This window comes from Peribacillus sp. TH27 (assembly GCF_016650915.1).
Classification (GTDB): Bacteria; Bacillota; Bacilli; order Bacillales; family DSM-1321; genus Peribacillus; species Peribacillus butanolivorans.
The window spans coordinates 82,797-108,034 of record NZ_JAEKEV010000002.1; the positions used below are offsets into that span (position 1 = coordinate 82,797).

Consider the following 25,238-nt stretch of genomic DNA (forward strand, 5'->3'; position numbering starts at 1 on the left):
TGGAAATCAGGAGAGATTACAGCCGTTAAAGCCATAACGAATTTAGGCCTTAAAAAGACGACTTTTTTAAGTTGGTTAAAAAATACGAAAGAGATATTAAAAATAACCTATATAATAGAAGAAACTCGTCAAAAAAATGGCGAAACAGTTAGGGTTATCGGTTCAAGTAGCAACACAAGCAGAACTTACAAAGGGAGACGCGAAAAAAGCAGTGGATGCTTTGTTTGAAACGATCGCCAATACGCTCGCTAAAGAGGAAAAAATCCAAGTAGTTGGATTTGGCACATTTGATGTGCGCGAGCGAGCAGCTAGAACGGGTAGAAACCCACAAACAGGAGAAGAAATACAAATTGCGGCTTCCAAAGTTCCTGCTTTTAAACCAGGTAAGGAATTAAAAGAGGCTGTTAAATAAAATTAATAGTTGTTTAGTGTAAAAATACTCTGGGGATGAGATATTCTCCAGAGTATTTTTTTCTTTATGAAAAGTTAGGGTTTTTACTTTCGCATCGGTTTTCACATAGGTTAATTGCTATGGTTCTTGACGTCAACAATATTAAAAAAGTTGAGCGTAATTTCCGAATCCAATTCATCTTGAATGAAGATTTTCTTTTCGTAGGGATCTAATTTTGTAACCGATCCGATCCTTGAAGAAAAGTAGCCATCTTTCCATGTAGTAATGTTTAAAAGTGTTTTTTCCTCTAGGCTTTCTGATAACAGCATTTCAAAGTGTGGATTTTGAATTAAGTCTGATCGTTTATAATAAAGTTTGATCAAAAGTCCTGTTGTGAAGCAGGATTTTTTTATTAAACAAAGGGCCAGATTGTTGAGGAACGTTTTCAATGCAGAGGCTTGAGAATAAAAGGAATATATAAGTTTATATAGAACTTTATACTAATAATAGAATGGTTGAAGGAGTAGCTTAAAATGCCTGTTAACACAGAAAAGATGGCTAAGGGTAAAACCGGTGAGCAAAAACAACAATTCGTTCAATAAATATTACCGTACTACAAATAACTATTCACTAAAAGATGTTTATAATTTCATTCTCCGTGACTTCTATTCTGATCGCTATAAAGAAAATGGATGAAGAATACTTACTAATATGATGAAGCAATGGAATCACTCCTTTATTTTTTGAAAATAAAAAAACCGCAGATTTTACTTTGCGGTTCCTCTTCTCCAGTAATACCTATGCCACCTATTGTGTGACATCAGATAATTCGAACAACATTACCTTTTTCACAAATTTGCAATTATTTATATCACATACGTATATATTTATCTATAAAATAAAAAAGAAAAACTAGATGTAAAATCATTTCTATCAGAAATCAGATTGATAAATACCTTCCTTCTCCAAAATGGAAAGTGCTATCTTTGCAGTAGAACTTCCACCTGCTTGCTTTTCACCTTGAATATGAAAGGCAAAGAAAAAAGTATTATCTACAGTTTCTACATATCCCACAAACCAACCATCAATATTTTCCCCGTTTACAACTGCGGTTCCCGTTTTTCCAGATAACAAATTACCATTTGATTCTTCTAAAAGTAAGGAGTCTTTCACAGTTTGAATATTAGATTGTTCAAAAGCGAATTCATTATCATAAAACTTTTTCAAAATATCTACCTGTTCAACAGGAGAAATTTTTAGAGAGGCATCTAGCCAATAATTAGTTATATTGCCAGATAAATCGCCATTTCCATAATTTATCTGTTCAAAATAATTCTGCAATTTCTTTTTGCCCATCTGTTGATCAAGTTTTTGAAAATACCATGTGGAGGAGCTTTCCATAGCTGAGAATAAATCTTGATCTTGATTCCATTCCTCATATGGATATAGGGTTCCATCCCAATTCATTTGAGAATTGTCCCTTGTAATAATCCCAGATTCTAGCGCAAACAATGCACTGAATATCTTATAAGTGGAAGTAGGTTGGAATCTAGTAGTGCTTTCTTTCTTATTGTATATAGTATACTGTTTCATTTTGGAATCATACAGTACCGCACTCCCTGAAAGTTCATCAAAAAAGCTACTGTAATCTTTGTACACTACATTGGTATGAGAAAAAGGATGTGTTTCTTTGTTCACAGCCGCCAATGCAGATATCGAAGGAATACTAATCAAAATGATCGCAAGAAGAATGATGAATACTAGATTACTTTTCATTTTTAGCAGATGTGATTCTACTTGAAAATTTCCGATTGTAACAATACGCCTTTTTACTTGTTTGTATGAGCTACTGATTTCCGAAGCAGCTAACAGTGATGATGTTCGTTGCGAAAGAGAAGCAAATTTTAAAATAACCTCACCATATTTGAGATGTGATTCCTTATCTAGCGTTTTTAAAACTGCATAATCGCAAGAAATCTCCATCTCTGTTTTCATTTCCCTTAAGAAATACCATACGAGAGGATTAAACCAATAAACAGTTCTGGCCAGACACATGAAATAGTTTACTAGCATATCTCTACGTTTACAATGGTATAACTCGTGAAGCAATACACATTTCATCTCGTCAATAGAAAGCCTTGAAATATCTTTTGGTATGACAATATATGGATTGATAATCCCGAAGGTAATGGGTGATTTTATCAATGAGGAATATCCTAAGACAACCTTTTTATGAAAATGTATTTCCTCTTTACATGTATAAAAAAGCGCTGATAACTCTTTGTTTTCAACTACTTGTAGGCTTTTTTTTATTTTGCCAATTCTTAGATTGCTATATAAAGTAGCCATAAGCATAACAATCATTCCTAATATCCACACTATGAAAAAGACAGAATCCATCATTCTGAAAGACGATTGCTCAATTGACATAGAAAAATCTTGTAGCCAATTTGCATTTTGAACAATTGTTTCTTTCGTTTTACCTGTAGAATGGATATCAGATAATTTTGAATTACTTCCCAAGTTTATCATCCAGTCAAAAAAGAGTTTATTTTTAGAAAATGAAAGGGGATAAAGGGAGCAATCAATGTCAAAAGAGAAATGACACTGATATGATATTGGGTGTTTACAGTTATTTGAATCTTTAATATTTTTTTTATGAATATGATCATGCAAAAAATCACAGACAATATAATATTACTGATGAAAAAGAGAGAAAAGAAAGAGCTGCCCATATTATTCCTTCTTTCTGTTCTTACGTTCTTCTAAAATTTGATACAACTCATTAATTTCATCATCTGACAGCTTATCTTTTTCCAAAAAGTTTAATACCATAGAATTAAGAGTACCATTATAAAAACGATTCAAAAAACTACGACTCTCAATTTCTAAATAATCACTTTCAGCTACATTTGGTGTATAAACAAATACACGACTTTCCTTATAATGATTCAGTGCTCCTTTTTTTATTAGCCGTAACAACATTGTTTGAATTGTTTTAGGGCTCCATTTACTAGTTTTGGATAACTTTTCAATAACCTCATTGGTATTGATATTAGGGTGTTTCCAGATTATTTTCATAACTTCTAATTCTGCTTCTGAAATTTGAGGTAATTTTTTCATATAAACCATCCTTAAACTTACGATTGTAATAATTTAATTATATTGTTCATATTTTAAGAAGTCAATGAAACGATAGGATAAAGAAAAAACATTGATCTTAAATATTACATACGTAATATTTAAGATCTACATTTCTGTAAATTAAATGAAAAAAAGATAGGAGAAACTTGTTTTTTTCTTTTTCAACATTGTAACACCTACTTTTATTTATTCTTCATGCTACCTATCAACATTCTTATTTTAAAAAGATTCTTGTATACTACTCTTTACCTTAAAACTTACGACTGTAATATTTTGTTTTTTATATAGCTATCACTTTAAGAATAAAAGTATTGACTCCAAATCCTACATATGTAATACTTTCAAAAACTACATATGTAATATTTTCATAAGTGGTAAACAGGGGATATAGATGATGGTAATAGCTCTTTTTCTTGGTATTTCTGGAATAACAGTAGACAACTATTTTCCGGCAAAATGGAATGTGAGGGGGAAATTTAGCAAGATAGAGTGGAGAAACTAATGTGAAAGAAAAGATACAACACCTTAAATAATGTCGAAATAGTAAACAACCTCTCAAAAACTTAACAAAGTCAGCGCATTTAGTAGACAAAGATAATAAATTATCATTTAAAAAATTCATGGAATGGAAAGAGTTTAACAAGTTGTTTTTATAGGAGGTAACGTAGTGAAAAAGACTAAACCGTTTATGGTACTGTTTATGATGATTTTTTGCTACATATTTATATCTGGATGCTCAAAAGAGAGTAAACAAAAAGAGAGGTTTGAGAGCTTTTCTCAAATGTTATCGAAACAAGATTATGGTAGGCTGATTGCTTTATTATCTTCAGTAAATGAAAAACTGCAAATCAGGCCTATTTGAGGAAGAGGGATGAACAATGAAGAAAGTAACAATATTGGTGCTGGTTGTAGCATTGGCGGCTGGGGGCCTGCTTCTGTGGCATTTCCTTAAAGCGAATCAGGCAACCCCGGAAGAAGTTTTTAATGAATATGTGAGACAATTTTCTGAACAAAACTACGAGGAAATGCTGAAACTTATTTCTGAAGGGGAATTGGAAACCTACGATTATACGAAAAAGAGTTTTACAGATAAATATGATGCGATTTTTTCAGGCATTGAGGCTTCTTCAATCGACGTTTTATCCAAGGAGCTGCTTTACGAAGAGGATAATGAAACGTATGAAGGACGCTTCAAGGTGAAAATTCATACATTTCTTGGAGAGGTGACAGCGTCCTATCAAACCTTTTTTATAGAAGAGAAGACGGATGACGGGAAGGCATGGAAGGTGAAATGGAATCCTGATTTGATCTTCGCTGGGATGGAGAAAGGAGATAAAGTCAGCGTGCAATCCTTTTTGCCGCATCGGGGCGAAATCCTTGACCGTAATGGAAATCCGCTCGCACTGGATAAAGATGTGTATGAAATGGGGATCATCCCAGGGAAGCTTGGAGAGTCCAAGGAAGCTGGAATAAAGAAGCTAAGCGCTTATTTCAAGATTCCGGAAGAAAGCTTTCAAAAGGCGCTTGATCAAAAATGGGTGACCGAAGATATCTTCGTCCCGATTGCTGCCATGCCTGCAGAGTTTCAGCCGGAAAGTATCGATGAGGATCTACCTGGAGTATTTTTCCAAATGAAAAGGATAAGGTATTATCCCGAAAAAGAAAGCAGTGCCCATCTGATTGGCTATGTGAAGCAAGTAACGAGTGAAGACCTCGAAAAGGACGCCGACCATGAATACACGTCAGGTGATTACATCGGTAAGTCCGGACTGGAACAAGTGTATGAGAAGCAGTTGAGAGGAAAGAAGGGCGGCATCATTCAAATAAAGAACGAGGAAGGCAAACAGAAAAGCACTCTTAAAAAAGTGGCTGCCATCAATGGTAAAAACATAAATCTGACGATCGATGCTGCATTGCAGAGTAACATGTATGAAGCGATGAAGCAAGATGCCGGCGCGGTGTCAGCGATACATCCGGTGACCGGGGAAATATTAGCGCTCGTCAGCTATCCATCCTTCGATCCGAATTTAATGGTGAGCGGGATGACAGAGGAGCAGTGGAAAGCATACAGTGAAAACCCAAAGCTTCCATTCTTGAACCGTTTCTCCAGCCTGTATGCACCAGGGTCGACCTTCAAGGCAATTACTGCCGCCTCCGGACTCACCGTCGGAACGACATTCCCGGAGAAGAAACGGGAAATATCCGGCTTGCAGTGGAAGAAGGACAACAGCTGGGGAGGCTATTTTGTCACCCGCGTAAAGGAAGCAAGTCCGGTGGACATGGTTGATGCACTGGTCTATTCCGATAATATCTATTTCGCTCAGGAAGCCCTGGAAATGGGAGCTGCCAATTTTGAGAAGAATGCTATGGCATTTGGGTTCCAGGAGGATTTCCAGCTGCCGATTTATTTGAAAAAGAGCCAGCTGTCCAATGATGGGATCGAGAATGAAGTCTTGCTCGCTGATTCTGCCTATGGACAGGGTGAAGTTCTGATGTCAATGGTCCATTTAGGGACTGCGTTTACACCGTTTGTGAATGGCGGAAATATGGTGATGCCTGTTTTGATAGCGGATGAAAAGGAGCCTATCCGCAAATCCGTCATTTCCAGTGAGGTTGCTTCAACCGTCCAAAAGGCATTGATTCAGGTAGTGGAGCGTGATACTGGGACTGCCCATAATCTTAAGACGGCAAAAGAGGTACTAGCTGCAAAGACGGGGACAGCTGAGCTGAAGAGCAAGAAAGGCGAAGACGGGATGGAGAATGGCTTTGTCGTCGTGTTTGATACAAAGAGTCCATCTATCTTGCTTACAGCCATTGTGGAGGATGTAAAAAATCGCGGGGGGAGCCATTATGTGACCGCGAAAATAAAACCTGTGCTGGATCAGTATTTAGCTGAGAATGAATAAAGGAATACATCTGTCAGTGGGATTTTTTCATCAGCTGATGGTTAGTTGGTACTAAATAAAAAGGAGTTGTGTAAGGTGAGTAAGTGGAGAGACAGAATGAGCTCCATCCGTGTTCTACTGGTGATTATCAGTAGTGTGATATACACTATTTTTCCTCAGCCTCTTACACTCAGTTTATTCTGCATCGTCGGCATAGCTTGTGTCAGTCTGACGACGCTAAACGAAAAAAATAGGAAAAAAGCGAGGGGACAGGACGTTGGTGGAGAGGAAGAAGACTAAAAAAAAGCGGACGAAATCGGCCATGCTGAATATTATCTTGACAGTTGTGTTTGTATTGTTTACCGTTCTGGTTTTCAGACTGGCCTTTGTACAGCTCAATGAAGGGGAAATGTACGAGAAGAAACTGAATAGCACCAATGTGAAGGAAGTGAGATATCACCTACCACGAGGAAAAATATACGACAGGAACAATCAAGTGATTGTCGATAATGAAGCGTCAAACATTATTGTCTATACTAAAAAGGGAAATGAAACAGACCAGGAACTGCTGGAAGTTGCTACGAAACTCTCCGCGTATATATCGATCAAAACAGACAAGATTACAGAACGAGACATGAAGGACTACTGGATCGTGACCCGTCCTAAGAAAGCACTTAAGAAGCTGACAGACAAGGAACTGCAGAACCAAGAGCTGACAAATATGGAACGTTATCAGAGGCAGCTGGACCGGATTGGTGAATCCGATTTAAAAGAAATCGGAAATGGTGAAAAGAAGGTTCTCGCCATTTTAAGAGAAATGAAGAAAGGCTATGCCTATAGCCCTCAGCCAATCAAGGTCGAACATGTAACAAATCAGGAATTAGCACGAGTGAGTGAGGCACTGAATGAAATTCCTGGAGTGGATATTTTGACCGATTGGGAAAGGACTTATCGGTATGGGGAATTATTCCGTTCCGTATTGGGAAGCACGACATCCCGGGAGGAAGGAATTCCGAAGGAGAAGCTGGACGGTTACTTATCAAAGGGTTACAGCAGGAATGACCGGGTAGGAAAAAGCCAGTTGGAATACCAATATGAAGATGTCCTCAGGGGCAGGAAGTCCGTGACAGAAATTGAAACGGATAGAAAAGGAAACGTTGTTAGAACCCATGAGGTCTCCGCCGGTGAGCCGGGTAAGGATCTTATGCTGACCATTGATATAGGTTTACAGGAGAAGGTGGAAGAGATACTTACTGCTGAACTGATTAATGCCAAGAGGAACGGAGGTGGGGCATTCCTAAATAAGGCCTTTGTAGTCATGATGAATCCTGTAACGGGAGAAGTTCTGGCTATGGCTGGGAAACAGATTGAAGAAGTCAACGACAAGTGGGTAGCGACCGATTATGCCCTTGGCACTGTCAATTCATCTTTTGAAATGGGATCATCCGTTAAGGGGGCGACAGTACTTTCCGGGTATGAGAGTGGGGCCATCCAGCCGGGCCAGTCTTTCCTGGATGAGCCAATCTATATGCTGAGTACCCCAGTCAAGAAGTCAGTACGAACGATGGGGATGGTCAATGACCTGACTGCATTGAAGCAATCCTCCAATGTCTATATGTTTAAGACGGCTATGAGTATGCTTGGGAAGACCTATTATAGAAACATGAAGCTGCCGCTAGATTCGAATGCCTTTGAAACGTTTCGCTATTATTTCAATCAATTCGGACTAGGGGTAAAGACAGGAATCGATCTCCCGAATGAAGCGAGCGGATATCGCGGCCAAGGCGGCTCCCCAGGCTATTTGCTAGATTTCACGATCGGCCAATATGATACTTACACTCCCATTCAACTGACTCAATACATATCGACAATTGCTAATGGAGGATATAGGGTGCAGCCTCACCTTCTTAAGGAGATCCGCGAGCCGCAAATGGAAGACCAAGATCCGGTCATTTTCCAAAGCGTCTCTCCTGTTTATCTGAATCGCATCGACATGGATAAGCAAAAGGTTGAACGTGTGCAAGAGGGATTCCGCAAGGTGTTTCACGAACAAGGCGGAAGCGCTGCCTCCCACTTCAATAAACAGCCATACAAAAGCTACAAAATAGCCGGTAAAACGGGGACAGCACAATCCTTTTACTATGATCCTGAATTACGAAAGACATATACAGATAAACCGACGAACAACCTAACACTGGTTGGGTATGCTCCCTACGACAATCCTGAAGTCGCTTTTTCAGTAGTCGTCCCAAATGCCAGGACAAACTCCCATCCAATTAGCCAGAAGATTGGACAGGGAATCATGGAAGCATTTTTCGAAGATGATGATCAAGATCAGCACGAATGATGAGTATATGGATAGGTAGGCTGAAAGGGCAGCTACTTTTGTGTCTTTTTATTGCTTGAAATTTTCAGGGAGTTCAATTGTATAATGAACATTTCAGTTTTCTATGTTTATGAGATGATTAAATTAAGTGAGGGAAATCGAATATGAGAAAACGAAAGAATTTATCATTTCTTTTAGCACTTATTGGTGCAGTTGTTCTATTAATTACAAGTGTGCAACTACCAAGTGAAGCGAATGCTTCCAAGGGCAAGCTGAATCATAAGAAGTTCGAGGTCGATGAATTTTTTACGAACCATGACGGAACGTTCATATTACGTGATATGAAAAGAGAAAAAACATTAGTCTATAACAATGAACGCGCGAATCAACGATTTGCACCGCAATCGACTTTTAAAGTGCCAAATTCACTCATTGGGTTACAGGTAGGAGCTGTAGAAGATGAATACGACATTAAATATTGGGATGGTGTTGAGCGAGAAATCGAGGTCTGGAACCAAGATCACACGCTTGGGTCTGCTATGAGAAACTCTGTCGTTTGGTATTATCAAGCCATGGCTCGTGACATTGGAGAAAATCGAATGGAGGAATGGGTTCAAAACATTTCTTATGGTAACCAAGATATTAGTGGAGGAATTGATCAGTTTTGGTTAAGTAGTTCACTCAAAATTTCTCCAATAGAACAAGTTGATTTTATGGAATCATTGTATAAAGAGAAGCTTCCATTTGATAAGGATGTATTGAAAACCGTTAAACGGATGATGATCCAGAAGGAAGGAAATAACTATACTCTTTACGGAAAAACAGGTCAAGGGTCAGGCATAGGGTGGTTTGTCGGTTTTATAGAAACGGACAATCGGGCGTATAGCTTTGCTACGAATATTGCTGGAACAAGTACAGACGCTAAAAACATTACAATAGACATTTTAAAGAAATATTATTTAATGGCAGAGTAAGGGCAGGAAATTTAATTATTAACATAATTTAAATATATAAGATAGGACCTGCACTATTGTGGAACAACATAAGTAGGAAATGATCAAACTTTTTTATAAAAACTAAGCTGCTGAAAATGAAGCCATTTTGATCAATCTTTAGTCAAAGTGGATTCATTATTTTTTGGAATTATAGATTAAATGGAATATACTACCAATTGAAAAAGTCATCAAATATGGATAGAAGATAAAAAATCGATCGGTCTTCGACTTAACCTGGTAAAACAAAATCACTTAGGGGTTGTATCAGCTTGGTACATTGGTTCAGAAACCCCTGACATATGTATGTATATCATTTTAATCAATAGTTTAACAGAACAACCTTCAGATGATGGAGGTTGTTCAGCTTGTAGAATAAGGTCCCCTTTTAGGGTCTAAATCTGCAAGCTTTTTTGTGTAGTAATAACAATTATAACTTTCTTTTGAAGGAGGAATGAATAATGACCATTAGGAAATTAACTAAAGTCGGCGCAGTTGAAATGTTGAAAACTGCAAATTTAACTTTTGGAGACGAATTAGAGGTTGAGTTCAAGGGTGAAGAAATCATTTTAAGGAAAAATAAAAATGTGAAATTACCTAAAGGTGTAGATGCAGAATTTATGGAAATATTTTCAGACGTTATTAAAGGTCATGACGAAGCATTCAAGGGATTGATGGATAGATAATATGACGTTTATAATCTATCTTTCCACTAATCAAATTATTGCTATTAATGCCATTCAAATAAAATTTTATTCTCCTACTGAACAAATCGGAGTGAAAGATCCCGGTCTCCTTGATTCTGCAGTGAACAAACCCAGACAAACTATATTCGAGAATGATGCTTACCCATCTATTCATAAAAAGGCTGCAGCATTATTCGAATCCATTTCAAAAAATCATGCGTTCCACAACGCAAACAAGAGGAAAGCACTCGCTTCCCCCCTATTATGTTTCTGAAGATCAATCATTATCAATGGATAATGGGAATAGAAGAAGAACAGGATTATGTTGTAGATGTCGTTAACCATAGGTATGATTATAAAGCTATCGCAATAATCATCCAAGAGAACATAAAGGCTTTATAAAGGGGTTCGAAATTGATAACTAATTGCTCCCTTATTTCGCTAACAGGTGCATTACTTTAATACAGGGTTGCTTCGGCAGCCATCATTTTTACATGGATCCGGATTTAGTTGTAGAACGGGAAGGGTGGTCGTCTAACCATTATTTCACGGGACAATGAAGAAGTATTATTTGCCAACTTTCCTTCAAGTACAGCAGCACGGGCTATTAAATCACAAGATACAGCACTTGTTTTAGTTGCAAAGGAATATATTAGGTATGACCTAAAGTTTTCTGAACTAGCCAAAGAGGTTGATCTGCATAGAGCAGGGGAACTCTGGAAAAAAACCTAACCTATTGAAGTTACAGGAAAACGGTTCAAGTAATTTGGACCGTATTTTCTTTGTCTTTTTCTATAATAATTAGGTTAATAATCTCTAAGATGATAAATAAGCTCTTCGGATAGGAAGACAGAATAATGTCCAATAAAGCTGAAGTATTAAAAAGTATAGGGAAAATCGACTAGGTTGGTTACAAAGATACATTGATTCTCCAGAAAAAAACAACAGTTTTATCGACGTTCTTTGTGGATTGTTGTCATATCACAAATATTCGGGGGTGCAGTTCTTGCAGCTGGAGTAACCGTCGGAGCACTTCTTGTTTAAGACATGTTGAGTACAGATAGTATGGTACAGGTTAAAACTGGATGTATTGTCCTTATTGTTTCAACGGTCATCGTGTTAATAACAGGGTACCTATCATTTTATTTGAAAACCCGGACTCACCGTCCATTAAAAATAGGAAGAAGTAAAGACTTATCAAATAAATTTTGAAGGTATAAGGAACTGAATTTAATGTTCTCAATTCTTATGGAGATATAAAAAAGACAATTGAAAATGTTAACCAATTAATCTATTGCTTTCATTTCCAACATGCTGTTTTGTTTTCACTAAAAAGTTTAACGGAACTGAAAGTGAAATTTACCCTACAATAGCAAGTGTTTTAACAACAGAACAGGGAACAAAGTTTAATTACAAAAAATTGATACTTAATTAATATTTTGTCTGCATAGTTTCTCTGATCTTATATTAATAATAAGAAACATCAACACAAAATGAGCTTGGAAGTGCATCCAAGCTCATTTATTTAATTCATAACCTATATAATAAATCCAGTAGTTTAAATGAACCAATTAATCCTCTTCAATATTCTCCATTTTTATATTTAAATCTTCAGCTTTAATAATTATCATGAATTTTATTTTCTTAATATATCCATTTTCACTTAAATTCAAATTATTTCCACCGCTAAAAAAGAATACGTATTCTGAAAATTCATCATCATTTCCTTCATAATAATTAATCTTCTCCACATCTTCCCACGAATAAGTATATTCTTTCAGCGATAAAAGAGTAGAATATGAAATTGAATCTTCCGATAATGATTTATAAGATTGAGAAGCTACATAAAAGGAAGTTATACTCAACAATATTTGCTAAAGATAGATACAAGCCTAAAATAAACTAAAAAACGGAAATAATAACATAAGATAATGATTTTTAAATGTTTCATTTTGTATATTTAACAGAAAATCTACTAGAAGAAAAAGTCCAGCGAGATAAATTACACCATCATAATATAGAGTGTAGTTTTTATAGTTTCCTCCTTATTATTATAATATTTTTTTGCTGGTTGACTATTGTATAATAAGTAATATACTTACATAATGTGAATATTTTACTATTTTAAAAGGAAATTATAATTAAACCAGCAAAGATTCTATTATCAATTGGAATTTTATCTTTATCCTTGGGTATAGCAAACTCACATGCTTTTGCAGAAGGAACGGTTCTGGTGCAAAAACATCAAGAAAATGGCAATTAATCTTTAAATCTTGGACATACTGATACTATTAATCTAAAAAAGGTGCGTGATCAGTATGGAAAAGCAAAATTTATTCAAGTGGAAACATTAACAACCCGATATTATTCTTCTAACCGTCAGATGGTACCTACAGTACAACTTGAGCTTTCGTAATCTTGTGGAAATGGTGGAGGAACGAGGATTATCGATGGCTCACACGACAATTATGCGTTGGGTTCATCAGTATAGTCCTGAATTAGACAGGCGACTTCGTCGTCATCTAAAACGTACAAATGATTCATCGAGAGTAGACGAAACGTTTATCAAAGTAAAAGGTTTCAATGGATGTATCTGTATCGTGCAGTAGATTCCGAAGGAAACACCATTGACTTTTACCTGAGTAAAACAAGAGACCAAAAGGCTGCAAAGTACTTCTTCAAGAAAGCTTTGCGGTCTTTTCATGTTTCTAAGCCTCGTGTCGTAACTGTCGATAAAAATCCAGCGTATCCTGTAGCCATTCAACAGGTAAAAGACGAGTAAAAGATGCCTGAAGGCATCCAAATGAGACAAGTGAAATATCTTAATAATATCGTAGAACAAGATAATCGTTTCATTAAGAAAAGAGTAAGCTCCATGCTGGGATTCAAAACGTATGAAACTGCTACTTCAATAGTACGTGGCATTGAAGCCATGCATATGATGAAAAAAGGGCAAGTTCACCAAGGGGTGAAGTCTGCCCAAAATCGAAAAGAATTCATTGATAAACTGTTTGGCATCGCATCATAATCCGTAAGTTAGCAGGAAATTCATGTCCTATGTTTTTTTGAAATCATCTTTGCACCAGAACCCTATATAGAATATTATTTCATCCAGATTAAAAGGAGAATGGAAATATGCGTTCTATTAATATTGCGATTATTTCAGGTTCACAGAATACCAGTCAATATTTAGCCAGGCAGTTGAGTGACCTTTTAGGCAAATATTTATCTTTCGTTCCTTTTTCGAAGGAAGAGTGGGTGAAGAATGAGACAGATTATGATCTCATACTACTAAGTACCCAGACGATCTTTACCCACCAGCCGCTCCTAAAAGTAAAAACATCTTTAGAGAGCATGGTTATCAGACGTACGCTGTTAAAATCTAGCTGGGACAAAGTCTTATCGATCCAATCCGGTAGCAAATGGCTGCTTTATAACGATGAACGAGAATCGGCAGAAGAAACTGTTTCTTTACTTTACGAGCTTGGAGCTAGGCATATCGAACTTATTCCAGCTTTTCCGTCTATGGAGAAAATCCCTTCTATTACAAGTGCAATAACGCCAAATGAATATAAAATTATACCTCCAAACATCACAGAGGTTATTAACATAGGGGAGCGGGTAATTGATGTAAGCACCATTGTCGATATATTGACTCGGTTTGACTTATTGCAGGAAGATACACAGCATATTGTTTCCGATTACACGAAAAAAATAATTACTCGAAGCCAGGGTCTCCATGTCACGATGGAAGGATTGATAAAAACAACAAAGGTTCTTCAGCAAACCGTTAACATGGTCCAAGATGCAGTAATCGCCTATGACCACCAAAAGAATATCACGATATTTAACAAAGCTGCGGAAGAAATATTTGCTCTTTCCTCTTGGGAGGTGGCAGGAAGAGATATTCTTTCTCTTTTTCACGACGAAAAACTAACAAGAGAGACTTTAGATACTCCTTTTACAGGAGTTCCTTTTATAATAAGAAACCAACAGGTGATCATGAACCATATAAGTATTGAAAATGGGGAAGTAGAAACCGTTTCGGGAGGAGTTCTAATCCTTCAAGTTGCAAAGAAGTTAGAAGAACTTGAGTTAAAAATAAGAACCAAGTTGAAGACGTCCGGTCATCAGGCCAAATATACATTTCAGGACATTATTACAGAATCCGAAGAGATGATGATGCTGATCGATATGGCAAAAAAGATGGCTCAGAGCGATCTAAATGTACTTATTCTAGGAGAAAGTGGAACGGGAAAAGAATTGTTTGCCCATTCCATTCATCAGTACTCGACTCGTGCAGCATTCCCATTTGTTGCAGTGAACTGCAGTGCTTTATCAGAATCACTGCTTGAGAGTGAATTATTTGGTTATGAAGAAGGGGCATTTACAGGGGCCAGAAAAGGAGGCAAGCCTGGACTATTTGAGCAAGCACATCGAGGAACCATTTTTCTTGATGAGATCGGAGATATTTCCTTATCTTTTCAGAAACGGCTCCTTCGGGTTCTACAGCAAAGAGAAGTCCTAAGAGTAGGGGGAACAAAAGTGATTCCTATTGATGTGAGGGTTATTTCTGCTACAAATCGTAACCTCTTAGATTTCGTCAAAGAAGGGAAATTTAGAGCTGATCTATATTACCGCTTGAAGGTATTACCCCTGTCCATTCCACCTTTGCGAGAGAGAGGAAAGGATATCCTTCAACTAGCTAACTTTTTTCTTCGTCGTAACGGATGGAATAAGAATTTATCAGCAGCCGTGTCGGAAGTGTTTCTGCAATATCATTGGCCAGGAAACATCAGGGAACTACAAAATACTATGGAATACTTATCGATTATGAATAATGGTCATATTACAACTAAAGATTTACCGTTTCTTGATTCTCTTGCTTACAAACCCATGGCTACTACAAATGTGGATAAACCCCTAAGCGAATTTTCTAAACTGTCCAAAGAAGACTTAAGCCTATTTATTCTCCAGTCAATCCTCAGTGAAAGACAAAAAGGTAGAAGTATTGGCAGGCGAGGCCTATGGAATATAGCCCAACAGAGGACGCTGCTTACCAGTGAAACTGAAATACGTATTCTACTAAAAGAGCTTCATGAAAAGCAATGGATTAAGGTTGGTAAGGGAAGACAAGGATGCCATATAACAGAAAAAGGATTGTACCAATTACAAAATGGGGTAAACGGGATAAACAGGATGTAATGAACTCTTAAAACCGTTTATCCCATTAAATTAGAGAAAAAATCCCTTTGCATGGTTTAATAAAAGTTGGCATACTTTTTGCATTATAAGTTAGAGTATTCCTAATTGACGTAATATTAAGAAAGAGGTGAACGGTTTAAAAAAAAAGGGGAGATTTGATTTGAATAAAGAAGTTGTGCCGGCTTGCGACATTAAACATAAAGATTCTATTGAAGGGCTTGCCTGTGAACTTATTCGTATGGAAGCTACCACATCAGAACGTATTAATGCCTCCATTGGATATTGTGCAGAATGGCTAAGACAAAGAGGGCTTACTATAACTTTGTTGGAGAATCAGGGATTAATGAGCCTTGTTTGTATCGTAAATGAAGAGAGAGAGGGTCCTACTATTATACTAAACGGACATGTAGATGTTGTGTCAGCTGCCTCGGAAGATTTCAGTCCTCGGATTGAAGAAAGGAAGTTATTTGGGCGAGGAAGCTATGATATGCTGGGTTCCGTTGCTGCAATGATGCACGCTATGGTTGATTTGTCTAAAATGGACCTTCTGGTAAAAATCATGCTCTGTATAGTACCAGATGAGGAACGTGGTGGATTTGATGGAACAGGCTTCTTAGTTGACCAAGGATATCGTGGGGAAATTGCCATTTGCGGTGAACCTACCAATTATAAAATTGCTGTTCAAGCTAAAGGTGTACTGCAATTGAAGATGGAGGTTTCTGGCATAGCTGCTCACGGCAGTCGACCGTGGCTAGGGGAAAACGCGATTCTTAAGGCGATGAAATATTGTGAGGCTATTGAAGCTATCGAGCAAATCCAAAAGACCAATTTATTTTTTACACGCCCTTCCTTTAATCTCTCGAAGATTGAAGCGGGCAAGGGCATCAATCAGGTTCCTGATCAATGCACGTTCCATTTAGATATTCGATATCTACCAGGTGAAGAAGTAAGCGAAATCATAGAGCAAATTCAACGTGCTGCTCCCGATGCAAATCTGGAAATTCTCGCTCAAGGTGCACCTGTGCTGACGGATGAAGGTCACCCCTATGTAGTCCAGTTAAAACAAGTCACTGAACATTTTTTGAACCGGAAAATTGAATTCTTTGGTCAAGACGGGACTGCAGATACAAGATTTTACGCCAACTATGGAATACCAGCGATTGAATTTGGGCCGGTGGGGGCAGGACATCACGGTCCCGAGGAATACGTTGAAATCGAATCACTTTATAGCTTTAAGGAAATTTTAAAGCTATTTGCTATTAATCTAGTAAAAATGGAGGAGTAAAAGATATGAAATTAAAAAATAAAGTAGCAATTATTACAGGTGCAGGATCTGGCAACGGAAGAGGGATTGCTCTTCGTTTTATGCAAGAAGGGGCTCATATTGTTATCGCAGATGTGAATGAAAAAGGGGCTCAGGAAACAGCAGAAAATGCTCCGCAAGAATCTAAGGTATTAATTGTTAAAACGGATGTAACCAAAAAAGCGGATGTGGAACAACTGGTAGCGAAGACAATGGAGACGTTTGGAAGAATCGATATTCTTGTCAACAATGCTGGAATTGTTGGCTTCACTCCTTTTTTTGAACTTGGTGAAGAAGAATGGGATCGTATTCATGATGTGAATTTAAAAGGTCCGTTTTTCTGTACTCAGGCGATCGCCAAGGAAATGATCAACCAGGGAACAAAGGGTAGAATTATTAATATCACCTCAGTTGAAGCGCATGTTATTGTCTCCAGCAGTGGAAGCTGTCAGCCGCACTATAATACCTCAAAGGGTGGGCTTAATCTTTTGACAAAAGCAACTGCTTTTGAGTTAGCACGTCATGGCATTACAGTAAACAGCTTGGCGCCTGGGGTAGTTCAAACACCATTTACTGAACAAGGACTTAAGATCCCACAAGTGAGGGATTGGATCATCGAGCGTCTTCCGGTTGGAAGAGTTGGACAACCGGAAGATATTGCCAATTCAGCGCTATTCTTAGCACTTGACGAATCCAGTTATATAACAGGAACGACACTGTTTGTTGATGGCGGTTGGACCATTCAATAAGTTCATGGGAGAACAACTTCTCCCATGATGAACTAAAACACAAGGAGGCATATAAATCATGATAGATCTCAATCGTTTACAGGATATGGTTGTCAATGGACATATTGAAACCGTTATTATTGCAGCTGCAGACATGCAAGGGAAGCTTTTCGGAAAGCGTGTTACTGCAGACTATTTTTTAGAGTCAGCTCAGAAGGGAATTCACGCCTGCGCGGTTAATCTTGTTTGGGACGTCAGCCTCGATTTTCAGGATAACTATGAATTTTGCAGTTTAGACAATGGACTCCATGATATGGTGATCAAACCTGACATGTCAACGCTAAGGCTCTATCCGTGGTGTGAAAAAACGGTCCTTGTTTTAGGAGATTTACAAAATAAGGATCAGACTGAAATTTCAGTTGCTCCCCGTACAATCTTAAAAAGGCAAATTCAGCGCGCAAAGGATTTCGGATATAAAGTGAACGCTGCGAGTGAACTAGAATTCTATTTATTTAAGGAAACTGAAGATACATTGCGAGAAAAAAACTATCATCAGCTTTCACCGCTGTTCCCTTATCCTGTTGATTATTCAATTAATCGCCTCACACGTGACGACAGGTTTCTAAGCAAGATTACTCGCCATTTGACGATGGCAGGCATACCTGTGGAATCCATCAAAGGGGAATGGGGCAAGGGACAATACGAAATTAACTTAAAATACTCGGATGCACTTAGGATGGCAGACCATACAGCCGTATACAAAAATGCCGTGAAAGAATTGGCTGCCATGGATGGTTTAACGGCAACTTTCATGGCCAAACCAGTAACTGATGACTCCGGAAGCAGCGGACATACTCATATTAGTTTGTGGGATTTACAAAGTGGGAAAAACTTATTCTATGATCCGTTGCAAGAGCACGGCATCTCGAATACTGGACGCTATTTCCTAGGCGGTGTAATGGAATTAGCTTCAGAGTTCATGCTTTTTTATGCGCCTTATATCAACTCTTATAAGAGGCTGATTGCAGGAATGGGAGCACCCAATACGTTAACATGGGGAGTAGACAATCGCACAACCTCTTTCCGCAGTGATGGAAAAGAGAAATCGATGCGCCTTGAAAACCGTGTACCAGGAGCAGATGCTAATTTTTACCTAGTTATAGCAGCATGCATTGCTTCAGGACTCTATGGAATTGAAAACAAGATTGAACCACCTGCATGTACAACAACGAACGCATATAACCTAAGCAATATAGGGTCTCTGCCGCTTAATCTTATGGAGGCTGTAGAACGCTTAGACCACAGTGAACGAGTAAGAGCCTTGCTGGGTAACGATGTCGTTGATCACTATCTAACAGCTGCAAAGATGGAAATTCAGGGTTATTTATCTGAAGTAACTGACTGGGAGCGAAGAAAATATTTTGAGTTTATTTAATATAGAGGGAGAGGAAGTAATGCTAAGAGCTACGGATGGGAATTTTATGTGGATTAATGGAGAGAAAGTAACGGCATCTAAGGAGATGGATGTCATCAATCCAAGCACAGGCAAGATTATAGGAAAGGTTCCAGATGCAGATGAAAGCCAAGTGGATCAAGCCATTACTGCAGCTTCCGATTCCTTTGAAAAATGGGCAGAGCTTCCGGCTGATCAAAGAGCTGTTTATCTTCAGGCGTGGGCCGATAGGATTTTAAGAAACCAAGAAAAACTAGCCCGTCTTTTATCTATGGAACAAGGGAAGCCGCTAAACGAAGCGATGGGAGAAATATATGGGACCCAGCTCATTATTCGATGGTTTGCCGAGCAAGGCAAACGGGTGTATGGGGAGATTGTCCCTTCTTCTCAACCGGGTAAACAGCTATACGTTCTTAAAAAGGCGGTAGGAGTAGTAGGGCTGATTACGCCATCTAATGTTCCAGCTGCTATCTTGGCAAACAAAGTTGCTCCAGCGCTAGCTGCCGGCTGTACGGTAATTTTAAAGCCTGCTGATCAGACCCCGCTCATTGCCATTGCTCTTATAGAAGAATTGATAAAAACTGAAATCCCTAATGGGGTTGTCAATATCGTGACAGGTAATGGTAAGCTGATTGGAGATCAATTAGTTAAAGATGAGCGCGTGAAGAAGATTGCATTTACTGGTTCTACACGAGTTGGCAAATTGATTATGGAGAATGCTGCCTCACATATTAAACGGTTAACACTAGAATTAGGCGGTAACTGTCCAATTATTGTGTTCCCAGATACAGATATTGAAAAAGTTGCGGATGCAATTATTGCTAACAAATTTGAAAACTGCGGACAGGTTTGTAACGGAATCAATCTCGTCTATGTTCACGAAACCATTCATGATGCATTGATTAATGCCCTTCAACAAAAAATGTGTAAACTAACTTTCCGGTTAGACGGTCAATATGAAGGTGACGTAGGTCCTATGATTGATGAAGGATATAGAATGAAAATTCAGGATTTAGTAGACGATGCCTTAGCAAAGGGAGCGACAATTCGGGCTGGTGGCAACTGTGTAGTTGAAGAACCGTACCGTAACGGATACTATTATCAGCCCACCCTATTAAGCAGAATCACACCAGAGATGAACCTCACAAAGAACGAAATTTTTGGTCCCATTCTTCCGGTGATGGCGTTTCAAGAGGAGGACGAAGTTTTACAGGGCTGCAATGAAACGCCATATGCTCTAGCTGCATATGTCTATACAAAAGAAGCCGCTCGAATGCATAGGTTAATGGCCCGTTTGGACTTTGGAAATGTTGGTGTTAATACCACTTCTTTAGCGTGTCCTCAAGCACCATTTGGAGGAACAAAAGAAAGCGGATTGGGAAGAGTCGGAGGACATCAGGGACTTGAAGAGTATTTAGAACTTCGCTATGTAGCATTGTTACCTGAATAGATTTTAAAAAGGGGAGGATGTTGAATGGAATTAAACGAACAAATTCAAAACCCTGTTGCTTCAAAACCAGGAAGGAGTGCTGGGGTAGGATATAAACAGGAACTGAATCGGGCCTTAACCTAAAAGATTTAATAATATATGGGGTTCTGGTGCAAAAACTTCAAGACAAATACAATTAATCTCTAAATCTTTGATACTATTACTCTAAAAAAGGTGCATGATCAGTATGATGCATACTGTATAAACTTTTAGTTTATATGAAAGCCGTTAGGAGAGACTAAAAATCTTTCAACTTCCTAAAATGACAAAATTCCCAATAAATTATAAACACTGTAAATACCTAACCGATTATAATAATACTTTTTAAAAAAATAGGCTAGGTGATGATCTAGTTATTTAAAAACCACACTAAGACATGTTGTCCCCAATGTGATTTATTATTACAAATAGAAACAATCAGAGAACGAATGATATCTACTGCCCTTAAAAATGGCATTATAGATTTCCAAACGATAGAGCTAAGTCAGAATCTAGATCAGCTGTTGAATAGATTAATATCAACTGATTCTGGACTAAATTGCACAGCTATTTAGTCCTTTATTTTTTCTTCAAGATGTATCTATTATACAAAACGGTTCTGGTGAAAAAATTTAAGACACTTGCAATGAATCTCTAAATCTTGGGCATACTGATACTATCAGTCTAAAAAAAGGATGTGTACCTGTATGAAACAGAAATGATTCTTCTCACAGTAAGATGGTACATACGGTACAACTTGAGTTTTCGTGATTTGGTGGAAAATGGAGGACGAGGCATATCCATAGCTTACACAACCATTATGCGGTGGGTCCATCAATATGGTCCTGAGCTGGATAAGAGAGTCCGGTGTCACTTCAAACAAACCGATTCTGTTGGTCGGAATTAACTATATTTGAAGAACGGTTCCTGTGGTCTATCTAAAAAGTTATGACAGGATGTATGATGAGGCTCTAAAAATTGATTTAATCTCAACTAAAAAATATATTCTTATAAAAATTGAATTTATTTCCACACCCGTTATAATAATAAATAGGAATTTGTAAGCGAACACACTGTATAATTTTAATTCTTGTAAAAAATAGGAGGAAATCATGGGAAGATTAGTTCATTTCGAAATTCATGTGAATGACATGGAGCGGGCAAAGAAGTTTTATGGAGAGGTATTCGGATGGTCATTTCAAGATTGGAGTGATTATGCAGGAATGCCTTACTTTGGAGCAGTAACTGGCGATGAGAATGAACTTGGGATCAATGGTGCTTTGATGCAGCGTCAAAGTGCTCCGCCGGAAACAAACCAAGCTTTAAATGCATTTGCTTGTACAATGGGAGTGGAAAATTACGATTTAACGGAAGCTAAAATTATGGAGAATGGCGGCAAGGTCGCAAAGTCCAAATATGCCCTGTCTGGAATGGCGTGGCAAGGATACTATATTGATACCGAAGGCAATATATTCGGAATTCATCAACCAGATGTGAATGCAAAATAGATTCGATAATAGGTGATTTAAAACATGAAATTACAAGACACGGCAGGCATGCTTGAAAATGTTCGCAATATCTGTCTTGCGCTGCCCGAAGCTGTTGAACTTATTGACGGTTTAGGTCACAATACTTTTAAAATCAATGGAAAATCCTTCGTGATTTCAGGTGAAAGAGAGAAAGGATTCAGCTTATCTTTCAAGTCAGATCGGGACACTCAAGAATTATTGCTACAGAAAGAGAATTTTTTCAAAACACCGTATATAGGACATCACGGTTGGGTCTCTATTCAAAATCCGGATAGGGAAGACTGGGATGAATTGACCGATCTAATACAAGAAGCCTATTTACGGGCGGCACCGAAGCGTTTGGTTAAGAAATGGAATGAGTTACATAAGAAGTGAAGAAAGGCGGATGATCTGCCTCTCTTTATTTTACGGAAGGGTGTTTGGTCAAAGTGAATGTTGAATCTTTTTTATCTGAAAACATTAAAGCGGCACTTAAGAATGATCCGCCCGGTGCATGGATGCCAGATCTTCCAGATGGTTGTATTCGCTTGAGTTCAGGCTATCCGGATCCTGCTCTCGTTCCTGCTGAGGAGCTCAAGGGAGCAGTAGCAAGACTTCTTGATGAGGAGCAGGATTTGCCGCTCCATTATCTCGGAAGTCCACGTATTGCAAGACTGAAGCAGCAACTCCAGATAAGATTGGCAGAGCGTGGAATTTGCGTTTTGGAAGAACAGCTTTTGATTACATCAGGAGCTTGCCAGGCGATTGATCTTATTGCCCGCATTCTCCTTGATGATAAAGCGGTCGTAGTGGTGGAATCTCCCACCTACATGGAGGCTTTAGAGATTTTTCAAAACTATACGAAGCAAATTATTAGTATACCTATAGATGAACACGGACTCCAAACATACCGATTAAAAGAAATGCTGGATGAAAGGAAACGTACAGGTCTCCCCCTCCCGCGTTTTCTATATACCATCCCATCCTTTCAAAATCCAACTGGGACGACTATGACAACTGAGCGTCGGAAGCATTTATTGGAGCTTTCCATCGAGTTTGATTTCCTCATTTTAGAAGATGATGCATACGGAGAATTATCCTTCGATAAAAGTCCGCTGCCAATAAAATCTTTTGATAAACGCGGACGAGTCCTTCACGTGGGTTCATTATCCAAGGTTGTGGCGCCAGGAATGCGAATTGGATGGATAGCAGGAGAAAGTGAATTCATTAAGGCTTTAGAGTGGTTTAAAAAAGATTTAGACCATCCATTTGCTCAAAGTACAATGGCTGTATACTTAGAAAACACCGATCTTGAGAAACGACTCGACCTTTTAAAAGATGTGTATCGTACTAAATGTACTGCGTTAATCCGTTCGATGGAACAATTTCTTCCAGAATCCGTTTCCTGGTATGTACCAGATGGTGGTTACTTTGTATGGGTGAGGATTCCAGGTGTTGATACGTCGCATTTATTATCACAAGCTTTAGCTGAGGGTGTTTCATATGTTCCAGGGAAATACTTTTTCTTGGATCAAAAGGATGGAATCGAGTTTCTCAGGCTCTCGTTCAGTTATGCCAATGAGAAAGAAATAATCAAGGGAATTCGAAGACTAGGACAGCTTATCTCATCTGTTTATCAAAGATAGTCCTGAAGGATTGTTAGTTAGTTGTGTTAATCATTGCAATGATTAACACTCTAAGCTATTTCGAAGCTTTTTTGAAAATGAATTTGAATACGCCTACTTCCTTAAAGGAGGTAGGTTTTTTGATAATGAAAGGATTCTTTATCTCTTTCGCGATGATTTTATGGACAAATGCTTTCATTCTTTGCGTAAACGAAACCATTAGTATTGCGAACACCGGCCAAGATTATAAGAAAAATTCCGAGTAAACTTAGCAAAATCTTCTTAGTTTTACTCATAAATCCCCCTTTCTTTAACACCTAATTTCATTATTTTCCATATTATCCTAACGTTTGTGTAGCATATAAAGATCCTAAAAATATTAGAATATATGAACTTGAAAGTCTAAGAAATTTGAGAGACCTCATGAATATTAGCAGTTTTGTTTTCTGTGCTTTGTGAAACTATTTGAATCCCTCTACATAATAGAAATATTTTGATACAATATTTTAGTAAAGAGGACCTCAAAGGGAGCGATTTTCTTGGATACTTTTCAAAGAGAAATGAATCATAATCGAGATGAATTCAGAAGAACTAGATGGACAATGCATCGTGAACAAGTTACAGGATTATTCGATGCTGTTTTTTTGAAAAAAGGTTTAGTTGATAACGTAGCAATATTTGGTGCAGGCAATTGCGATGATCTAGATCTTGACCATCTTGCGACTAAATGTAACTCCATTTATTTATTCGATATAGATATAGAAAGTATGAAAAAAGGTACGAAGCATTTTTCAGAAAGTACTCGTAATAAAATCAAACTGATTGAATTCGATGTAACAGGGTTGAATAAAATAGATTTTGAACATAAGCTTTCTTTTTTGCTAGAGCGCGGGGAAAAAGCCGATGATATTGTAAGATTTCTGAAAGATACTGAGAGTCAGTTAGGTCAGATAGCAGATGGAGTTTTCGCTGATTATATTAATCATTTTGATATCGTTGCAACATCCGCAATTTATACCCAATTATTTTATAATTGGGCAATAGATACACTTTCTGAATATGAGCACCAATATGAGAGGGAAGAAATAGAAAAGATTAAGGATGGCTTTCTTGACTTAAGAGATCAGATTGTACTTACCTTACATCACTCAATTTCTAAATGTTGCGTTGAAAAAGGGTTTTATATTACATGGTCTGATATTTTAAAGATAGAGCCTGAGTATATGGATACTTTTAATAAAGGGCTTAATGCCATCTTTGCTTTAGCTTCTAATGTAGGGTATGGTGCGACCCTGATTGGAATAAAAGATTTTATGGAAAAAGCGGATAAAAGTGAACTATCCCTTAGATATTGGCCATGGGACTTTAATGAAAATAAACAGTATTTGACTATGGGGCTTATTGGGAGGTTTCAACAGATTTAATAGTTGAAATAAAAAGAAGAAATTTAAAAGGATAGATAAAGCCATCTCATAGGCTTTATCTATCCTTTTCTAGTAAGAAAAAGTCTTCCTTCAAACATTT

23 protein-coding genes and 2 pseudogenes are annotated in these 25,238 nt (G+C 37.8%); 21 read left to right on the forward strand and 4 right to left on the reverse strand.

Translation table 11 applies throughout. From position 1 onward, the window contains the following. The first annotated feature begins 136 nt into the window (after nt 1-136). Entirely contained in the window at nt 137-412 is a 276-nt protein-coding gene (locus JFU24_RS02035) for an HU family DNA-binding protein (protein WP_201249415.1), read from the forward strand. A 110-nt stretch (nt 413-522) separates the two neighbouring features. On the opposite strand, the gene JFU24_RS31150 is transcribed toward JFU24_RS02035, so the two are convergent. The 3 genes from JFU24_RS31150 to JFU24_RS02050 all read right to left on the reverse strand — a co-directional run bounded on the left by JFU24_RS31150 (nt 523) and on the right by JFU24_RS02050 (nt 3,514). After that, nucleotides 523-720, reverse strand: coding sequence for a YolD-like family protein (locus JFU24_RS31150; protein WP_201253570.1), 198 nt, complete (start codon nt 718-720; stop codon nt 523-525). Between the two features lie 604 nt (nt 721-1,324). Further along, nucleotides 1,325-3,067 carry a BlaR1 family beta-lactam sensor/signal transducer gene (locus tag JFU24_RS02045; protein WP_242485244.1) on the reverse strand — a complete coding sequence of 581 codons (1,743 nt, stop codon included), beginning with the start codon at nt 3,065-3,067 and terminating at the stop codon, nt 1,325-1,327. A gap of 60 nt (nt 3,068-3,127) precedes the next feature. Then, the gene (locus JFU24_RS02050; RefSeq protein WP_201184882.1) at nt 3,128-3,514 is read right to left on the reverse strand and encodes a BlaI/MecI/CopY family transcriptional regulator; all 387 of its coding nucleotides are present in this window, start codon (nt 3,512-3,514) and stop codon (nt 3,128-3,130) included. 688 nt (nt 3,515-4,202) lie between these two features. Here JFU24_RS02050 and JFU24_RS02055 point away from each other — a divergent pair. The 7 genes from JFU24_RS02055 (at nt 4,203) to JFU24_RS02085 (ending at nt 10,698) form a co-directional block, all read left to right on the forward strand. After that, nucleotides 4,203-4,397, forward strand: coding sequence for a hypothetical protein (locus tag JFU24_RS02055; protein ID WP_201224391.1), 195 nt, complete (start codon nt 4,203-4,205; stop codon nt 4,395-4,397). Between the two features lie 16 nt (nt 4,398-4,413). Beyond that, a complete protein-coding gene (gene pbp4 / locus JFU24_RS02060) occupies nt 4,414-6,441 on the forward strand; it encodes a penicillin-binding protein PBP4(5) (protein WP_201249416.1) in 2,028 nt (675 codons plus the stop codon). Nucleotides 6,442-6,516: 75 nt separating this feature from the next. Further along, nucleotides 6,517-6,720, forward strand: coding sequence for a hypothetical protein (locus JFU24_RS02065; RefSeq protein ID WP_201224395.1), 204 nt, complete (start codon nt 6,517-6,519; stop codon nt 6,718-6,720). Continuing rightward, on the forward strand, nt 6,701-8,767 hold the full coding sequence (locus tag JFU24_RS02070) for a penicillin-binding protein 2 (RefSeq protein ID WP_313889271.1): 2,067 nt from the start codon (nt 6,701-6,703) through the stop codon (nt 8,765-8,767). Before JFU24_RS02065 ends, JFU24_RS02070 begins: the two co-directional genes overlap by 20 nt. Before the next feature lie 143 nt (nt 8,768-8,910). Beyond that, nucleotides 8,911-9,720, forward strand: coding sequence for a class D beta-lactamase (blaOXA, locus tag JFU24_RS02075; RefSeq protein WP_201249417.1), 810 nt, complete (start codon nt 8,911-8,913; stop codon nt 9,718-9,720). A gap of 479 nt (nt 9,721-10,199) precedes the next feature. Further along, on the forward strand, nt 10,200-10,424 hold the full coding sequence (locus JFU24_RS02080; RefSeq protein WP_201224399.1) for an AbrB family transcriptional regulator: 225 nt from the start codon (nt 10,200-10,202) through the stop codon (nt 10,422-10,424). Between the two features lies 1 nt (nt 10,425). Then, complete coding sequence (locus JFU24_RS02085) at nt 10,426-10,698, forward strand: type II toxin-antitoxin system death-on-curing family toxin (protein ID WP_342214657.1); 273 nt, start codon at nt 10,426-10,428, stop codon at nt 10,696-10,698. Nucleotides 10,699-11,995: 1,297 nt separating this feature from the next. On the opposite strand, the gene JFU24_RS02090 is transcribed toward JFU24_RS02085, so the two are convergent. Beyond that, a complete protein-coding gene (locus tag JFU24_RS02090; protein ID WP_201184862.1) occupies nt 11,996-12,175 on the reverse strand; it encodes a hypothetical protein in 180 nt (59 codons plus the stop codon). A gap of 612 nt (nt 12,176-12,787) precedes the next feature. On the opposite strand from JFU24_RS02090, the pseudogene JFU24_RS02095 reads away from it, so the two are divergent. The 13 genes and pseudogenes from JFU24_RS02095 (at nt 12,788) to JFU24_RS02150 (ending at nt 25,138) form a co-directional block, all read left to right on the forward strand. Beyond that, nucleotides 12,788-13,452, forward strand: a pseudogene (locus tag JFU24_RS02095) (IS6 family transposase). A gap of 107 nt (nt 13,453-13,559) precedes the next feature. After that, nucleotides 13,560-15,629 (forward strand): sigma-54 interaction domain-containing protein, encoded by a 2,070-nt coding sequence (locus JFU24_RS02100; RefSeq protein WP_201249418.1) that lies wholly within the window; start codon nt 13,560-13,562, stop codon nt 15,627-15,629. Between the two features lie 160 nt (nt 15,630-15,789). After that, nucleotides 15,790-16,914, forward strand: coding sequence for a M20 family metallopeptidase (locus JFU24_RS02105; RefSeq protein ID WP_201184858.1), 1,125 nt, complete (start codon nt 15,790-15,792; stop codon nt 16,912-16,914). Between the two features lie 5 nt (nt 16,915-16,919). Then, the gene (locus tag JFU24_RS02110) at nt 16,920-17,681 is read left to right on the forward strand and encodes an SDR family NAD(P)-dependent oxidoreductase (RefSeq protein WP_201249419.1); all 762 of its coding nucleotides are present in this window, start codon (nt 16,920-16,922) and stop codon (nt 17,679-17,681) included. A 58-nt stretch (nt 17,682-17,739) separates the two neighbouring features. After that, nucleotides 17,740-19,095, forward strand: coding sequence for a glutamine synthetase family protein (locus JFU24_RS02115; protein ID WP_201184854.1), 1,356 nt, complete (start codon nt 17,740-17,742; stop codon nt 19,093-19,095). A gap of 19 nt (nt 19,096-19,114) precedes the next feature. Then, the gene (locus JFU24_RS02120) at nt 19,115-20,563 is read left to right on the forward strand and encodes an NAD-dependent succinate-semialdehyde dehydrogenase (RefSeq protein WP_201249420.1); all 1,449 of its coding nucleotides are present in this window, start codon (nt 19,115-19,117) and stop codon (nt 20,561-20,563) included. Between the two features lie 446 nt (nt 20,564-21,009). Further along, a complete protein-coding gene (locus JFU24_RS02125) occupies nt 21,010-21,156 on the forward strand; it encodes a Spo0E family sporulation regulatory protein-aspartic acid phosphatase (protein ID WP_201250857.1) in 147 nt (48 codons plus the stop codon). Between the two features lie 143 nt (nt 21,157-21,299). Beyond that, nucleotides 21,300-21,482, forward strand: a pseudogene (locus JFU24_RS02130) (IS6 family transposase); the annotation flags it as partial. 211 nt (nt 21,483-21,693) lie between these two features. Continuing rightward, the gene (locus JFU24_RS02135) at nt 21,694-22,089 is read left to right on the forward strand and encodes a VOC family protein (RefSeq protein WP_201249421.1); all 396 of its coding nucleotides are present in this window, start codon (nt 21,694-21,696) and stop codon (nt 22,087-22,089) included. A gap of 24 nt (nt 22,090-22,113) precedes the next feature. Beyond that, on the forward strand, nt 22,114-22,485 hold the full coding sequence (locus tag JFU24_RS02140; RefSeq protein WP_201249422.1) for an MmcQ/YjbR family DNA-binding protein: 372 nt from the start codon (nt 22,114-22,116) through the stop codon (nt 22,483-22,485). 53 nt (nt 22,486-22,538) lie between these two features. After that, nucleotides 22,539-23,735: an aminotransferase-like domain-containing protein gene (locus tag JFU24_RS02145; RefSeq protein WP_201249423.1), complete on the forward strand. Its 1,197-nt coding sequence runs from the start codon at nt 22,539-22,541 to the stop codon at nt 23,733-23,735. Nucleotides 23,736-23,854: 119 nt separating this feature from the next. Further along, on the forward strand, nt 23,855-23,980 hold the full coding sequence (locus JFU24_RS30635) for a hypothetical protein (protein ID WP_274608121.1): 126 nt from the start codon (nt 23,855-23,857) through the stop codon (nt 23,978-23,980). Nucleotides 23,981-24,253: 273 nt separating this feature from the next. Next, a complete protein-coding gene (locus JFU24_RS02150; protein WP_201249424.1) occupies nt 24,254-25,138 on the forward strand; it encodes a hypothetical protein in 885 nt (294 codons plus the stop codon). Nucleotides 25,139-25,238: the final 100 nt, after the last annotated feature.

Excerpts from the sequence above, each read along its gene's own strand:
- JFU24_RS02035 (WP_201249415.1), top strand. The coding sequence starts at position 137 with ATGGCGAAACAGTTAGGGTTATCGGTTCAAGTAGCAACACAAGCAGAA.
- JFU24_RS31150 (WP_201253570.1), bottom strand. The coding sequence starts at position 720 with ATGCTGTTATCAGAAAGCCTAGAGGAAAAAACACTTTTAAACATTACT.
- JFU24_RS02050 (WP_201184882.1), bottom strand. The coding sequence starts at position 3,514 with ATGAAAAAATTACCTCAAATTTCAGAAGCAGAATTAGAAGTTATGAAA.
- pbp4 (WP_201249416.1), top strand. The coding sequence starts at position 4,414 with ATGAAGAAAGTAACAATATTGGTGCTGGTTGTAGCATTGGCGGCTGGG.
- blaOXA (WP_201249417.1), top strand. The coding sequence starts at position 8,911 with ATGAGAAAACGAAAGAATTTATCATTTCTTTTAGCACTTATTGGTGCA.
- JFU24_RS02080 (WP_201224399.1), top strand. The coding sequence starts at position 10,200 with ATGACCATTAGGAAATTAACTAAAGTCGGCGCAGTTGAAATGTTGAAA.
- JFU24_RS02085 (WP_342214657.1), top strand. The coding sequence starts at position 10,426 with ATGACGTTTATAATCTATCTTTCCACTAATCAAATTATTGCTATTAAT.
- JFU24_RS02100 (WP_201249418.1), top strand. The coding sequence starts at position 13,560 with ATGCGTTCTATTAATATTGCGATTATTTCAGGTTCACAGAATACCAGT.
- JFU24_RS02110 (WP_201249419.1), top strand. The coding sequence starts at position 16,920 with ATGAAATTAAAAAATAAAGTAGCAATTATTACAGGTGCAGGATCTGGC.
- JFU24_RS02115 (WP_201184854.1), top strand. The coding sequence starts at position 17,740 with ATGATAGATCTCAATCGTTTACAGGATATGGTTGTCAATGGACATATT.
- JFU24_RS02120 (WP_201249420.1), top strand. The coding sequence starts at position 19,115 with ATGCTAAGAGCTACGGATGGGAATTTTATGTGGATTAATGGAGAGAAA.
- JFU24_RS02135 (WP_201249421.1), top strand. The coding sequence starts at position 21,694 with ATGGGAAGATTAGTTCATTTCGAAATTCATGTGAATGACATGGAGCGG.
- JFU24_RS02140 (WP_201249422.1), top strand. The coding sequence starts at position 22,114 with ATGAAATTACAAGACACGGCAGGCATGCTTGAAAATGTTCGCAATATC.